This is a genomic window from Aquimarina longa SW024, from assembly GCF_001401755.1.
Taxonomy (GTDB): Bacteria; Bacteroidota; Bacteroidia; order Flavobacteriales; family Flavobacteriaceae; genus Aquimarina; species Aquimarina longa.
This window is the reverse complement of sequence record NZ_KQ474099.1, coordinates 224,969-239,620: the sequence shown is the minus strand read 5'-3', so window position 1 is coordinate 239,620 and position 14,652 is coordinate 224,969. Positions and strand designations below refer to the sequence as shown.

Here is a 14,652-nt window from a genome sequence, read left to right as displayed (position 1 = left end):
CGTCTTTTTTATTTTTGTGATTTAGCAATTAGGATAATTGTTTAATATGATTTTTGAGATAAATGTAGTAAGTTCTTTCTAGTTATTAGAAAGAGAAATTAAGATATTCAATAAATGAAAAAAATTCTGGTTTTAGGAGTATTATTTATATTACCATTGGTAGCTTATTTATTTTTTGCTTCAGGAGTGCATAACTTTGCTAAGCTTCCCATTCTTAATAACTCAATAGGAGATCTTACATATTTTGAAGCATTGAGTAAAGAAGAGATTCATTTTACTGATAAGATCACAGTACTTGGTTTTTTGGGGAAAGATATTTATAATAAACAAGGGAATGCTTTTAACTTAAATCAAAAGATTTATAAAAAAAATCATGGTTTTCAAGATTTTCAGTTTGTAATGGCACTTCCTTATGGTAGTGAAAATGCAGCTAAAGAGCTCTTGGATGAACTAGATAATATAGCAGACATATCTGGATGGAAATTTATTTTTAGTACACCAGAAAATATAAAAAAATTGTTTAAAAGCCTTAAAACCCCTCATAAGCTAGATGATAATTTAGCTACTCATTATGTGTATATTATTGATAAAAACGGAAGTTTAAGAGGTAGAGATGGTAGCTTAAAAGAAAATGAATCGGTAGTGTACGGATACGATGCAAGTTCTGTTGCAGATTTATCAAATGTAATGGATGATGATGTAAAAGTGATTTTAGCAGAATACCGTTTGGCATTAAAGAAATATAAAGCAGATCGTAAAGAGAAATAAGAGAAACCAACACTATTAAAATAATAGAATAAACACATGAAAAAATACTCGTACGTTGGTATATCATTTATCATATTAGCTTTTGGTATAATTTTTATTCCAAGAATTGTAAATAGAATTAAGGATACCTCAGTTGTTAAAAACGACAGAATGAGTGCAGATAACCCTATAGCTAATGAAAAATTGAGTTATATAAAACTTAATGGTACTCCTAAAAAGGTTCCTGAGTTTTCATTCCTAGATCAAGATAGTTTGCAGATTACTAATCATGATTATAAAGGTAAAATTTATATAGTAGAATTTTTCTTTACTAGTTGCCCTACTATTTGCCCTAAGATGACTAAGAATTTGGTGTATTTACAAAATAAATTAAAAGACTATGAAGACTTTGGGATAGCTTCTTTTACAATCAATCCTAAATTTGATACCCCGCGTAGGCTTAAGAATTATGCAGAGAAGTATAATGTTACAAATTCTGATTGGCATTTTTTAACAGGTGATAGAGAAGATATCTACACACTAGCAAATACAGGATTTAGTATTTATGCGGCAGAAAACCCAAATGTTCCTGGAGGATTCGAGCATAATGGATATTTTGCGTTAATTGACCAAGATGGTTATATCCGTTCTAGATATGATGCCTCAGGGAACCCTATTATATATTATAGAGGAACAATTGGGGTAGAAGAAAAAATTGATGAAAACGGAGAAGAAGAACAGATAACTATTTTATTAGAAGATATAAAGAAACTATTAAATAAAAATGAACAATAATCGATCAGAAGTAGAAAGAAAATATAATAAGTGGATTATAATATTGTCAATTATTATTCCTCTTGCTGTAGCACTATTATTTGGTGTCAATTTAAGAAAGTTAGGATTCGATGTTCAACCTCTTACCTTTTTGCCTCCAATATATGCAACTATTAATGGCATAACTGCGGTGATTTTGATGATTGCTGTATGGGCAATAAAAAATAAAAAAGTAGTATTGCATGAGAAACTAATGAAAATAGCAATTCTATGCTCAGTACTATTTTTACTTATGTATATAGCGTATCATATGACTAGTGATTCTACTAAATTTGGTGGAGAAGGAGTGATACGATATATATATTATTTTATTTTAATTACCCATATAGTTTTATCAGTTGTAGTAATTCCTTTTGTTTTAGTTACCTATGTAAGAGCATTAGCACAAGTATTTGATAGACATAAGAAAATAGCAAGGATTACATTCCCTATTTGGCTCTATGTAGCAGTTACTGGTGTTGTAGTGTATTTTATGATATCACCATATTATATTTAAACGAATAATAATGACAATATATTTAGCATATTAAGTTCGCTCATGCAAATAAAATTTTTTTATATAGCAGTTCTTTTTTTGTTGTTTACCATTCCAATGGAAGCACAATGCGCTATGTGTAGAGCTGTCTTAGAAAGTGAGGAAGGACAGAAGACAGCAAAAGGAATTAACAATGGAATAATATACCTAATGATTATTCCGTATGTATTGATCGGTGTTGTAGGATATTTTGTTTATCGAAATAAAAAAAAGACAAAAACTTCTTGAAGATTATAGTTTTAGAACAGTTTTTTTTAACATTTTCATAACAATAAAGGGTGTAACAATAATACAGAATATAGGTCTTATGGGAAGGACTATGCTAGATGCCTATTAAGTATCCATTCTAGAAAAAAGAAAGTATACTAAAATAGTATTAGTGAGCCTGAATTTTATAGAGGCATAATAATGTGTCTTACAAATCTTAATCCAGTATTATGATTGAAATAAAAGACTTGCATAAATCTTACCAAACAGGGAGTAACTCACTTCATGTGCTCAAAGGAATAGATTTTAATGTTCAAGAAGGAGAGTTAGTATCTATTATGGGATCCTCAGGGTCAGGGAAATCTACATTATTAAATATTTTAGGAATGCTCGATGAGGCAGATAGCGGAAGTTATTTTCTCGATGGAATTCCAATCAAAAATTTAAATGAGAAAATAGCAGCTCAATACCGTAATAAGTTTCTAGGATTTATTTTTCAATCATTTAATTTGATTACCTATAAAAATGCTGTTGATAATGTTGCAATGCCATTATATTATCAAGGTGTTAAACGTAAAGAAAGGCTTGAAAAAGCAATGCACTATCTTTCGAAAGTAGGATTAGCAGATTGGGCAACACACCTTCCTAATGAATTGTCCGGAGGTCAAAAGCAAAGAGTGGCTATTGCCAGAGCTTTAGCTTCAGAGCCAAAAGTGTTATTAGCTGATGAACCTACAGGAGCATTAGATACAAAAACCTCGTATGAAGTTATGGATCTAATACAAGGAATTAATGATGAAGGAAAAACTATTCTTATTGTTACTCATGAACCAGATATTGCTGATATGACCAAACGAATAGTGAACCTAAAGGATGGAGTAATCATTGACGATACTATTGTTGTAAATCAAATAAAAGCACTAGCAAATGTTTAATATAGAACGTTGGCAAGAAATATTTGAGACTATTAGTAAAAATAAACTCCGTACTTTTCTTACAGGTATTTCTGTAGCTTCAGGAATATTTATTCTTGTTTTATTATTAGGAGTAGGACAAGGAATGCAAAACGGTATCTCTAAAGAATTTGAAAGTGATGCTTCTAATAGTATTTGGTTATATACAGGAGTAACTTCTGTGGAGTATAAAGGCTTAAATCCAGGAAGAGAAATAGAATTAAGTAATGAAGATTATGACTTTATAAATAAAAAGAACGAGAAATATCTAGAATATAAATCTTCTAGAGCTCGTCAAAGGGGAGTTGTTGTTACTTATGGAGAAGAATCTGGTAGCTATGGAGTTGAAGGTATATTTGCTGATTTTCAAATGATAGAAAATCAAGATATGGTTTCAGGACGATTTATTAATCAAAATGATATTGATGTCCGGTCAAAAGTTGCTGTTATAGGTAATAAAATAAAAAAAGATCTTTTTAAGAAAAAAATAAACCCTGTAGGAGAATATATAAAATTAAATGATATCTCTTTTAAAGTTGTTGGGGTATTTTCAGACAGAGCAGGAGAGCGAGAAGAAGATCGAGTCTTTATATCATCTCCGATAGCGCAACAAGTATTTAATAAAGGTCAAAAAATTAGTGGATTATCATATACTTTAAAGCCTGAAGAAGATTTTAAAACAGCAGTACGTAAATCTGAAGAGTTTGCTGAAAAAGCAACAGCATATATAAAAACAAAATATATTATAGCGCCCGAAGATAATGCAGCAATAGAAATAAATAATTCCCTAGAAGGAGCAAAACAATTCTATAGCCTTATTTTTATGATCAAAGCCTTTTTTTGGTGGGTGGGAATATGTACAATTATTGCAGGAGTAGTAGGAGTTAGTAATATCATGCTTATTATTGTAAAAGAGCGAACCAAAGAAATTGGTATTCGAAAAGCATTAGGAGCTCAACCAATGTCTATTATTGGTATGATCCTACATGAAGCAATTTTTGTTACTGCAATTGCAGGTTTTACAGGATTGGTTTTGGGGTTAGTGTTATTAGAACTAGCAGGACCGATGATACAAACAGATTTTATAGCAAACCCTTCAGTAGATTTTAACGTAGCTATAGCTACTGTTATTATACTCATTTTTGCAGGTGCTATAGCGGGCTTTGTACCTGCTTGGAGAGCTGTAAAAATCAAACCTATTGTTGCACTAAGAGACGAATAAGATGTTTAACAGAGATCAATGGAATGAAATACTTGAAGCACTAACCGCTAATTGGTTTAGAACGTTGCTAACTGCTTTTGGAGTGTTTTGGGGTATATTTATATTGGTAATCCTTTTGGCAGCAGGAAAAGGATTAGAAAATGGAGTAAAACTAGGATTTGGAAATATTGCTACCAATACTATGTTTATGTGGACTCAGACAGCTTCTAAACCATATAAAGGATTGCCTAAAGGTAGAAGGTATAATTTTAAAATCAAAGATGTACCTGCAATAAAAGATCAAATACCTGGATTACTTTATGTATCTCCCCGAAATCAATTAGGAGGATTTAATGAGGCTAATAATGTTGTTAGAGGATTAAAAACAGGAGCATTTAGTGTATATGGAGACTATCCAGAGATAATTAGGCAAAATCCCATTACGATTACTTCGGGACGGTTTATTAATTATGGAGATATCGATGATAAAAGAAAAGTAGCGGTAATAGGAGAAAAAGTAAAAAAAGAATTATTTGAGGAAGGAGAGAACCCAATTGGTGATTATATAAAGATACAAGGAGTAAGCTTTCTTGTTATCGGGACCTACACAAAAAAATCTAATAATGGAGATGGTGAAGTCCAAAAAGAAATTTATGTTCCATTCACTTCTTTTTCTCAAGCTTTTAATTATGGAGATCGTGTAGGGTGGATGGCAATTACTGCTCAGGATAATCAACCGATTACTAATCTAAAAAAAGATATCATAGATGTTGTAAAGACAAACCATATGATACATCCGGATGATGATCGTGCTGTAGGTAATTTTGATTTATATGCTGAGTTTAGTAAAATAAGTGGATTATTCATAGCTCTTAAAGGCGTAGCTTATTTTGTGGGGACACTGATATTACTTTCAGGAATCATCGGTATTAGCAATATAATGCTTATTGTAGTGAAAGAGCGAACCAAAGAAATAGGTATCCGAAGAGCATTAGGAGCCTCTCCTTGGGCGGTAAGAGGACAAGTGTTATTAGAATCTATTTTTTTAACAATTGTTTCTGGTATGGTAGGGATAGCCGTTTCTACAGGAATCATCTTCTTAATAAATAAAATTTTGGAAGGAACTCCAGATGGAGAAGAAACAATGTTTGCAGACCCGAGTGTAGACCTTATGGTAATATTCATAGCATTCTTGATATTAATTACAAGTGGATTATTAGCAGGGTTAATACCAGCTCAGATAGCAATAAAAACCAAACCTATAGACGCTTTACGAACAGAATAACTAAATCAATCATACTTTTTTCTATCCTTGATATTGTGGATAGTTATTAATCAACATACACTAAAATGAAAAAAACTGTAACTATTATTATTTTACTTCTTATCGCAGTTGTATTTGGAGGTTCATTGTATTATTTATATCAAAAAAATCAAGAATCCCCAGTTACATATGAAACTGAACAAGCAACAATAGAAACAATAATCAGAAAAGCTGTAGCTACCGGAAGTATAGTGCCAAAAGAAGAGGTTTTTATTAAACCTAATATTTCAGGAATTATTGAAGAAATTTATATTGAAGCTGGAGAGCATGTTAAATCAGGAGATCTTATTGCTAAGATTAGGGTAGTACCAAATGTATCTTCTTTGCAAAATGCACAAAATTCAGTAGAGAATACAAAAATTGCATTGAATAATCAACAGAAAATATATAAAAGACAAAAAGAGCTTTTTGATAAAGGTGTAATTTCTGCTAATGAATTTGATAAAATTGATGTAGTATATAAGCAAGCAAAACAGTCATATGAATCAGCACAGCAGAACTATCAAATTATTAAAACAGGAACAGCAAGAGGATTAGGAAGTGTAGCAAATACACTTATTCGTTCTACAGTAACAGGAATGGTTTTAGAAATCCCTGTAAAAGAAGGAAACCAAGTAATACAATCTAATGATTTTAATGAAGGAACTACAATTGCAAGTGTAGCAGATGTAGGAAAAATGATTTTTGAAGGAAAAGTTGATGAAAGTGAAGTAGGGAAAATTAAAGAAAATTTGCCTTTAGAAATTACCGTAGGAGCAATAGAAAATAAAAAATTTGATGCAGTTCTTGATTATATTGCGCCAAAAGGAAAAGAAAAAAATGGAGCTATTCAATTCGAAATTAAAGGGACTTTAAATAAAAAAGACTCTACTTTTATTAGAGCAGGATTAAGTGCTAATGCATCTATTATTTTAGATAAAGTTGATGATGTTATGGCTGTTAAAGAAGCATTGATCCAATATAATGACGAAACAAAAAAACCATTTGTAGAAATAGAAATAGGAGATCAGAAGTTCGAAAATAGAGATGTCGTACTAGGAGTTAGTGATGGAATTAATGTAGAGGTAAAAAGCGGGATTACTACAGAAGACAATATAAAAGTTTGGAATCAAATAAAGAAACCAGAGCCAAGTAATTAATTTTTTTAAATAATTTGTAACAACATCAATCAAAAATATACCTATACATAGTATGAAATTAGTATTAAAAGATTTAGGTAAGTTCTCGTTACAAAGGGGCACTTTAAATTTAAAACTTATGAGAATAAAAACCTTAATGATATTGATTGTATTTCTGGGGATATTAAATTCTGCTCAGGCGCAAGAAAAAAAATGGACATTGCGAGAGTGTGTAGAATATGCTTTAGAAAATAGTATTGCAATCCAACAGTCGCTTCTTGATGTAGAATCATCGGAGATTGATAAAAGTGATGCAATAGGGAGATTTTTACCTACAATAAATGGATCTATATCTAATTTTTGGAATTCTGGTCTTGTTACAGACCCTATTACTAATGCTAATAGTACACAAACATTTCGGAGTTCTAATTATTCAATAAACATGGTGGTTACACTGTTTAATGGATTAAAAAATGTAAGAAGTTATCAAAGAGCTAAATTAACGGCACTATTAAATCAATATAGTCTTGGTAAATCTAAAGATGACATTGCTTTACTTGTAGCTAATAGTTATTTGCAAATATTATTAAATAAAGAATCGTTAAAGGTTGTCGAAAAGCAGCACGAAATCACTATAGAACAGTTAAAGAGAACTAAAGAATTAGTAGACGCAGGTGTTTTACCGCAGGGAGATCTTTTGGAGATTGAAGCCACTTCTGCAGATGAATTAACTAGAATCGTGAATGCAGAAAATGCAGTAAAGATTACTTTGGTTAGACTGGCACAGACATTATTAATTAAAGATTATGAAACCTTTGATGTTGCCGAACAAGAATATTTGGTTCCAGGATCTGAATTGTTAAATAAACCTATAGATCAGGTAATTGCTAGAGCTAGAGAATCAAGATATGAAGTGCAAATTGCAGAACAAAATAAGCTTATTGCAGAGAAAGACCTTCAGATTGCTAGAAGTGCATATTACCCATTATTAACAGGTTCTTTTGGTTATAACACCAGAGAATCAGGACTTCCGACAATTAACCAAATTATAAATGAAAGTAATCCAGTATCAATTAATCGTGTAGGTGTTGTAGAAGAGACTGGACAGAATGTAATTAGTCAATCACCTAATTTTATTCCTGTAAAAGGAAAACCTAGTTCGTTTTTTGATCAATTATCTCTGAATGATGGAATCAGTTATGGGTTGCAATTAAACGTTCCTATATTTAATGGATTTTCAACAAGAAATACAGTTAAAAGAAGTAAGATTGATGTAAAGCGTAGAGAGTATCAATTAGAAAAAGCAGCTTTGGATTTAGAAAGTAATGTCTATCAAGCATATTTAGATGCTAAAGGAGCGGCAGAAGCATATGAAGCAGCACAAGTGTCAGTAAAAGCCCAAGAACGAGCCTATGAATATGCAAAAGATCGTTATGATGTAGGATTAACAAATGCATTTGATTTTAATCAATCAAAATTTAAATTAGAAAACGCACAGAGTAAAGAAGTACAAAATAAGTTTGATTATATATTTAAACTGAAAGTATTAGAGCTTTATTTTGGAATAAAAGTAGCAGATATAAAATTATAATATTAAAGTATGTATTTTTTGTATATAGCTAGATAGAAAAGGTTGTTTCTTATACAACAAAATTAATGATATAAGAAGTTAGTAATGAGTAAGAAAAAGATAGTTTTCAGTTTAAGTATAGTTGTCATTTTGATAATTGTGCTTATATATGGTAAAAAAGCAGGTTGGTTTGGTGAGAATGGAAACTATAAAGAAGTTTCGATTAATAGGATTGAAACAATAGACATTAAAGAAACTGTTTCTGCAACAGGTAAAATACAACCCGAAGTAGAAGTTAAACTTTCCTCAGAAGTATCTGGTGAGATTATCGACTTGCCTGTTAAAGAAGGACAACAAGTCCAAAAAGGGGATCTTTTGGTTCGGATCAACCCAGATATCATTCAATCTGGATTAAATAGGTCGCAGGCAGCATTAGAAAATGTCCGAGCAGGATTACGTCAGTCAGAAGCAAATTTAAAAGAAGCAAAGTTGACTTATGATCGTAGTAAAGGGTTGTTTGAAAAAGGAGTGATCTCTAAAGCAGAGTGGGATAAATCAGTTGCTACATATGAAAGATTAAAAGCAGCAAAGCAATCAGCTTACTATAATGTAAGAAGTGCTCAGGCAAGTGTTAATGAAGCTAAAGATAATTTAAATAGAACCTCAATTTATGCTCCTATGACTGGTACAATTTCTAAACTATCTGTAGAGTTAGGAGAACGTGTAGTAGGAACTCAACAGATGGCAGGAACAGAAATAATACGTGTTGCTAATCTTAATAATATGGAGGTAGAAGTAGATGTAAATGAAAATGATATTGTTAAAATTTCGATAGCAGATTCTACTATTGTAGAAGTAGATGCGTATCTAAAAAAACAATTTAAAGGAATAGTTACAGAAATAGCTAATTCTGCAGAGAATACTGTAAGTGCAGATCAGGTAACTAATTTTAAAGTTAAAGTTAGTATATTAAAAGAATCCTATAGTGATTTAATAGAAGGGAAACCAGAAAACTACTCACCATTTCGTCCAGGAATGACAGCAACTGTGGATATTATTACAGATAAACGAAATAGTGTTATAGGAGTTCCGATAAGCGCTATAGTTATTAAAAATGATACTTCTGATATAAAAACTACTTCTAAAGAAAAAAAAGGCTCAGATATAGATAAGAAGTTCGAATGTGTATTTATAAAGAGTGGAGAAAAAGCAAAATTGAGAGTTATAAAAACAGGAATTCAGGATGATAGTAATATTGAAGTCATCACAGGCTTAAAAGAAGGAGATGAGGTGATAACAGGACCTTATAATGTGGTTACCAAAATTCTTAAATCAGGGGATAAAGTAATTATTCAAAAAGATAATGTTGATTAATTATTTAGGATAATTCAAAGTTATAGATATAGATGCTTAATCTTTAAGGCTCAATTAAAATTTTAAAAAAGAGAACCATTTAAGAAATTAATCTTTTGAAATTTTCACAAATGAATTTCATTTTGATTAGAAAAAGTGATAGGCATAAGAAGATGAAATAATTTATGTAATTAAGTTATCTTTGCTCAAATTTTTTTAATAGATGTCTTATATTCTTTGCATAGAAACTTCAACAACAAATTGTTCTGTAGCCTTAACTAATTGTAATCAAGTAATCGAATTAGAAGAAGATTATGATAGTACGTATTCTCATGCAGAACGCTTACATAATTTTATAGATAAGGTTGTAAGAAGAGCTGGGATAAGTTTAAAAGATCTTTCTGCTGTTGCTGTTAGTAAAGGACCAGGATCATATACCGGATTGAGAATTGGTGTGTCCGCAGCAAAAGGATTGTGCTATGCTTTAGATATTCCATTACTGTCTATACCCACGTTAGATTCATTAGCATTACAAATACCTAAAGATAAAGATAGTTATATTATATCTATGCTTGATGCCCGAAGAATGGAAGTCTATTCTAAAGTCTTTTCTGGAGTTCATGAAGAAGTACGAGAAACTAAGGCAGAAATTCTTACTGAAACTTCTTTTGAACAATATTTACTCGAAAAAAAAGTATACTTTATTGGTAATGGTGTAGAAAAATTTGCAAAAATCTGCAAAAGTGCCAATGCAGCTTTTATACAAAACAAATTGCCATCTGCAAATGAGATGGCAATGTTAAGTTATCCTAAATTTTTAGAAAATGATTTTGAAGATGTTAGTTATTTTGTCCCCTATTACTTAAAAGACTTCGTGACGGGCTAGAATCAGAACTTTTTAAGGCATTATATCGAGCTACTAATCTAATTAAATCTTCTTCTTTTTTAAAACGGATTTTTTCTTTTTTTAAGTATTCTTTTAGTTCATTTTCTTTATCACTAAATGCAGCAAGCATTTCTTTTTTGTTCATTGGTAATTCCATTATTACTCCTGATTCTTCAAGATAGTAAGTAGTGATAGCTTTTATTGATCCTGGCTCTGGTGGTGGACCTATTTGAGCAACACTCTTTTGTGGTTCCTTGATTTTAAGGGTTACTTTTTTATATATACGGTATCTGTCGTTTAGTTCTACCAATATATAATATCCAGTTCTAGAACTTCCTCTTTGATTTTCGAAATCACAGTAATAAAAATAATTGCCATCGATTCTAACATGTACCGTTGGATTTTTATTAACCTCATATAGTTCTGATCCAGAATTATATTCTAAAGCATCACTATGTATATTATATTTTAATTTGGCATCAAAAGTCCCTGATCTTTCATCAATAACACTAGCTTCTTTATAACGGTTATTTAAATAAATACTTCCATTATAATCTTCATAAAGATATGTTTTGGGTATTGGAGTAAGTAAATCTCTTGGTAATTGAGCAAATAATGTGGATGATGCAACTAAGCATATAAGTAGTAGTATTTTTTTCATGATTCTCTAATTTAGGTGTTATAAATTTAAAGAAATAACACGTTATTTGCAATTAATGTTGTTTTTTTATTAAATTTTTACGAATTAATCTAAATAAGGCAAATACTATTGAATTATTATATGCTAAATGTTATTTTTAACAGATAATTCACATACTTTTTCTATGATTTATCTGTAGATTTACGTAGGATTTATACTACTTATCATTTGTTAATGAGTAGTTTATGAGGTTATTTTAATCTTCTAAATACAGTTTTTTAATTATTTTTTAATAAAATTAACTAAGTAAATCTATTATACTAGAGGTGTTTTTTTTAATACTAATTTAGCATTTTAGTAACGTCCTCTATGTTTTCTACAGGATACTTACAAGAATTATTTATACAAACATATAGTAACGTTTTATCTTCTACGAATCGGTCTTTCAATAATACACTTTCAGAGCTTAAAATATCACCAGCAATTAGTTTATTTGGTATATAAATTGAATTTAATTCATGTAACTTAACTTTTGCATCCTTACCAATAATAGCAAGTTCATAAAAGTCAAAAGAAAAATTTAGCATAAGATCTAACCAATTTGAGTATCCTGATGCATAGTCCTTTATTTGAGGCTTAATATTATGTAGCATGTTTTCACTTATACTCTTATAATTACGATTATTGAAATAGTGGGATAATAGAAATAGGTTTTTAGCCATAATTGAATTAGATGCAGGAATCACATTATCAGTATACTCTATTGTACGTGTTATAAGATCAGGATCTTCATCCGAAGTAAAATAGAATGTATTTTTATTCTCATCAAAAAAATGAGATATGGTATAGTCGGCAAGCTGTTTTGATAAGTCTAACCATTCCTGATCAAATGTATTTTGATATAAAGTAATAAAAGCTTCAATAACTATAGCATAATCTTCTAAATATCCATTAATACTACTTTTGCCATTTTTATAATTATGAAATAGTGAAGTGTCTTTTTTTAATTGATTGTTTTTAATGAAGGTGGCATTCTTTATAGCAACATTCAAAAAATCTTTTTCTCCAAATACGCTATATGCATCTAGATACCCTTTTAGCATTAATGCATTCCAGGAAGTTAAGGTTTTGTCATCTAGTCTTGGTTTGAAACGTTTTTCGCGTTCATTAAATAGTGTTTTTTTCCATTGCGATACTTTTTGAGTTAAGGTCGTATTGCTAATATTATTTTTTTTACAAAACTGTTGATTACTTTCATTTCTAATTAAAACATAATTCTCTTTCTCCCAGTGCCCATATGAATTTATATTATAATAGCTAGCAAAGAGATTGTAATCATCTTCTAAAATTTTTTTTAATTCTTCTTTGGTCCATACATAAAAAGCACCTTCTTCTAATTTACCATCAGTTGTTTTACTATCTGCATCTAAAGATGAGTAGAAAGCTCCTTCTGTATTCGTAAGCTCTTTGGATACAAAATCTAAAGTTTCATAAACAACATCTTTAAACCAAGGATCTTTGGTAATTAAAAATGCATCTGAATACAGGCTTACTAATTGTGCATTATCATATAGCATTTTTTCAAAATGTGGGACATGCCATTTTCCATCAGTAGAATATCTCGAAAATCCACCTCCGATATGATCATATACACCACCATAAGATATTTTTTTTAATGTATTTTTTACATATTCTAATAGCGCTTTATCTTTTGTTTGATATCCATATCTAAGAAGAAATTGATAGTTGTTAGGCATCATAAATTTTGGAACTCGTTTTGTGCCTCCTTTTTGATGATCAAAATCCGAACTCCATTCTTTTACAGAAGATGTAATAAAACTAGGGTCAAAATTAATTGCTTCAGTGTTTACTTCGATAAGATCTATAGCTTTAATTCCTTGTTCTAGTTTTGTGGCGTATTCAATTAATTTTTCAGGTTGTTTTTGATATAAATTAGTAATCTGTTTTAATGCATCTATCCAGTTTCCTTTAGGAAAATATGTACCTCCCCAAACAGGTCTTCCATCAGGTAATGCAATTATATTAAGAGGCCAACCTCCACTACCAGTCATCAATTGTATAGCACTCATATATACTTGATCGATATCTGGGCGTTCTTCTCTGTCTACTTTAATATTTATATAATTAGCATTCATAATTTCTGCAACCTTGGGATCTTCAAAACTTTCATGCTCCATAACATGACACCAGTGACAAGCAGCATACCCTATACTAATGATAATGAGTTTGTTTTCTTCTTTAGCTTGCTTTAATGCTAGTTCTCCCCAAGGATTCCAATCTACTGGATTGTGAGCATGTTGTAACAAATATGGGCTAGTTTCGTGAATTAGGTCATTTGTGTATGGGTGTTCCATTGATGGTTGATTTTGACTTGTACAAGAAATCGTGATTGTTAATATGAGTAGAAACCAATATTTCACTTTAAGAGATTTTATGAATGTTTAAAAATATAAAAAGCATCTTGAATTGTTCAAGATGCTTTTTATAAAAAAGAAATAAAAGTATTACTTTACTTCAAAAGAGATCTTTAGATTAACTCTGAATTCTGCTACTTCATCATCTTTAACGACTACACTTTGATCAACGATATATGCTGATTTAATGTTTTTTACCGATTTACTAGCTTGTTTTACTGCATTTTTAGTAGCATCTTCCCAGCTTTTTTCAGAATTAGCTAGTACTTCAATAACTTTGATAATTGCCATTTTGTGAATTTTTTAATTAAAATTAGTAATAAGAATCTCTAAGATACAAGATCCTTTTTTATTTTTTTTAAAAATACAGGGCTATTTTGGTAATGTATTCGATATAATTAATGGTTTTTCGTTAAAAAGCTAGGGAGTTAAAATGACTTGCTATTTTAATATGAGATTTTTAGGATTCTACTCCAATCAATTTTTTATATCCATTTGAATCTAATAAAGCATCGATTTCATCTAGATTAGAAATTTTTATTTTGGCTAACCAGCCGTCATTATAAGGATCAGAATTTACAGTTTCTGGATTAGATTCTAACTCTTCATTAATTTCGATAACTGTACCTGATAATGGCATAAAAATGTCAGAAACGGTCTTCACTGCTTCAATAGAGCCCATTACCTCTCCTTCACTAAGTTCTTCGTCTAGAGACTCTAATTCTACATAAACAATATCTCCCAATTCACCTTGTGCAAAATCGGTAATACCAATATAGGCAGTATTGTTTTCTATTCTGATCCATTCATGATCTTTGCTGTACTTTAATTTTTCTGGGATATTCATAA

Annotated in this window: 15 protein-coding genes; 11 read left to right on the top strand and 4 right to left on the bottom strand. The window is 30.4% G+C overall.

Translation table 11 applies throughout. The features are described from left to right. Window positions 1–114: 114 nt before the first annotated feature. From N456_RS10140 to tsaB, 11 genes are all read left to right on the top strand, one after another. On the top strand, window positions 115–768 hold the full coding sequence (locus N456_RS10140) for a hypothetical protein (RefSeq protein WP_062056520.1): 654 nt from the start codon (window positions 115–117) through the stop codon (window positions 766–768). Between the two features lie 36 nt (window positions 769–804). Then, complete coding sequence (locus tag N456_RS10135) at window positions 805–1,542, top strand: SCO family protein (RefSeq protein WP_062056518.1); 738 nt, start codon at window positions 805–807, stop codon at window positions 1,540–1,542. Then, window positions 1,532–2,077 (top strand): DUF420 domain-containing protein, encoded by a 546-nt coding sequence (locus N456_RS10130; RefSeq protein WP_062056516.1) that lies wholly within the window; start codon window positions 1,532–1,534, stop codon window positions 2,075–2,077. The genes N456_RS10135 and N456_RS10130 overlap by 11 nt, the downstream gene beginning before the upstream one ends. A gap of 42 nt (window positions 2,078–2,119) precedes the next feature. Continuing rightward, window positions 2,120–2,344: a hypothetical protein gene (locus N456_RS10125; RefSeq protein ID WP_062056514.1), complete on the top strand. Its 225-nt coding sequence runs from the start codon at window positions 2,120–2,122 to the stop codon at window positions 2,342–2,344. Window positions 2,345–2,553: 209 nt separating this feature from the next. Further along, window positions 2,554–3,258 carry an ABC transporter ATP-binding protein gene (locus N456_RS10120; RefSeq protein ID WP_062056512.1) on the top strand — a complete coding sequence of 235 codons (705 nt, stop codon included), beginning with the start codon at window positions 2,554–2,556 and terminating at the stop codon, window positions 3,256–3,258. Further along, a complete protein-coding gene (locus N456_RS10115) occupies window positions 3,251–4,498 on the top strand; it encodes an ABC transporter permease (RefSeq protein WP_062056510.1) in 1,248 nt (415 codons plus the stop codon). The genes N456_RS10120 and N456_RS10115 overlap by 8 nt, the downstream gene beginning before the upstream one ends. A gap of 1 nt (window position 4,499) precedes the next feature. Continuing rightward, window positions 4,500–5,762 carry an ABC transporter permease gene (locus N456_RS10110; RefSeq protein WP_062056508.1) on the top strand — a complete coding sequence of 421 codons (1,263 nt, stop codon included), beginning with the start codon at window positions 4,500–4,502 and terminating at the stop codon, window positions 5,760–5,762. 65 nt (window positions 5,763–5,827) lie between these two features. After that, complete coding sequence (locus N456_RS10105) at window positions 5,828–6,940, top strand: efflux RND transporter periplasmic adaptor subunit (protein ID WP_062056506.1); 1,113 nt, start codon at window positions 5,828–5,830, stop codon at window positions 6,938–6,940. A gap of 118 nt (window positions 6,941–7,058) precedes the next feature. Next, window positions 7,059–8,510 carry a TolC family protein gene (locus N456_RS10100; protein ID WP_062057455.1) on the top strand — a complete coding sequence of 484 codons (1,452 nt, stop codon included), beginning with the start codon at window positions 7,059–7,061 and terminating at the stop codon, window positions 8,508–8,510. Between the two features lie 84 nt (window positions 8,511–8,594). Then, complete coding sequence (locus N456_RS10095; protein WP_062056504.1) at window positions 8,595–9,863, top strand: efflux RND transporter periplasmic adaptor subunit; 1,269 nt, start codon at window positions 8,595–8,597, stop codon at window positions 9,861–9,863. Between the two features lie 202 nt (window positions 9,864–10,065). Then, the gene (gene tsaB / locus N456_RS10090) at window positions 10,066–10,728 is read left to right on the top strand and encodes a tRNA (adenosine(37)-N6)-threonylcarbamoyltransferase complex dimerization subunit type 1 TsaB (RefSeq protein ID WP_062056501.1); all 663 of its coding nucleotides are present in this window, start codon (window positions 10,066–10,068) and stop codon (window positions 10,726–10,728) included. On the opposite strand, the gene N456_RS10085 is transcribed toward tsaB, so the two are convergent. The 4 genes from N456_RS10085 to gcvH form a co-directional block, all read right to left on the bottom strand. Beyond that, entirely contained in the window at window positions 10,682–11,389 is a 708-nt protein-coding gene (locus tag N456_RS10085; protein WP_062056499.1) for a hypothetical protein, read from the bottom strand. The genes tsaB and N456_RS10085 overlap by 47 nt on opposite strands. 320 nt (window positions 11,390–11,709) lie before the next feature. Next, window positions 11,710–13,743 (bottom strand): thioredoxin domain-containing protein, encoded by a 2,034-nt coding sequence (locus N456_RS10080; RefSeq protein WP_062056497.1) that lies wholly within the window; start codon window positions 13,741–13,743, stop codon window positions 11,710–11,712. A 150-nt stretch (window positions 13,744–13,893) separates the two neighbouring features. Next, the gene (locus N456_RS10075; protein WP_062056495.1) at window positions 13,894–14,094 is read right to left on the bottom strand and encodes a dodecin family protein; all 201 of its coding nucleotides are present in this window, start codon (window positions 14,092–14,094) and stop codon (window positions 13,894–13,896) included. Between the two features lie 169 nt (window positions 14,095–14,263). Beyond that, window positions 14,264–14,650 carry a glycine cleavage system protein GcvH gene (gene gcvH, locus N456_RS10070; protein WP_062056493.1) on the bottom strand — a complete coding sequence of 129 codons (387 nt, stop codon included), beginning with the start codon at window positions 14,648–14,650 and terminating at the stop codon, window positions 14,264–14,266. Window positions 14,651–14,652: the final 2 nt, after the last annotated feature.

Coding starts and splice junctions, on each gene's coding strand:
- N456_RS10105 (WP_062056506.1), top strand. CDS start 5,828: ATGAAAAAAACTGTAACTATTATTATTTTACTTCTTATCGCAGTTGTA.
- N456_RS10140 (WP_062056520.1), top strand. CDS start 115: ATGAAAAAAATTCTGGTTTTAGGAGTATTATTTATATTACCATTGGTA.
- N456_RS10085 (WP_062056499.1), bottom strand. CDS start 11,389: ATGAAAAAAATACTACTACTTATATGCTTAGTTGCATCATCCACATTA.
- N456_RS10125 (WP_062056514.1), top strand. CDS start 2,120: ATGCAAATAAAATTTTTTTATATAGCAGTTCTTTTTTTGTTGTTTACC.
- N456_RS10100 (WP_062057455.1), top strand. CDS start 7,059: ATGAGAATAAAAACCTTAATGATATTGATTGTATTTCTGGGGATATTA.
- gcvH (WP_062056493.1), bottom strand. CDS start 14,650: ATGAATATCCCAGAAAAATTAAAGTACAGCAAAGATCATGAATGGATC.
- N456_RS10130 (WP_062056516.1), top strand. CDS start 1,532: ATGAACAATAATCGATCAGAAGTAGAAAGAAAATATAATAAGTGGATT.
- N456_RS10075 (WP_062056495.1), bottom strand. CDS start 14,094: ATGGCAATTATCAAAGTTATTGAAGTACTAGCTAATTCTGAAAAAAGC.
- N456_RS10120 (WP_062056512.1), top strand. CDS start 2,554: ATGATTGAAATAAAAGACTTGCATAAATCTTACCAAACAGGGAGTAAC.
- tsaB (WP_062056501.1), top strand. CDS start 10,066: ATGTCTTATATTCTTTGCATAGAAACTTCAACAACAAATTGTTCTGTA.
- N456_RS10110 (WP_062056508.1), top strand. CDS start 4,500: ATGTTTAACAGAGATCAATGGAATGAAATACTTGAAGCACTAACCGCT.
- N456_RS10080 (WP_062056497.1), bottom strand. CDS start 13,743: ATGGAACACCCATACACAAATGACCTAATTCACGAAACTAGCCCATAT.
- N456_RS10135 (WP_062056518.1), top strand. CDS start 805: ATGAAAAAATACTCGTACGTTGGTATATCATTTATCATATTAGCTTTT.
- N456_RS10115 (WP_062056510.1), top strand. CDS start 3,251: ATGTTTAATATAGAACGTTGGCAAGAAATATTTGAGACTATTAGTAAA.
- N456_RS10095 (WP_062056504.1), top strand. CDS start 8,595: ATGAGTAAGAAAAAGATAGTTTTCAGTTTAAGTATAGTTGTCATTTTG.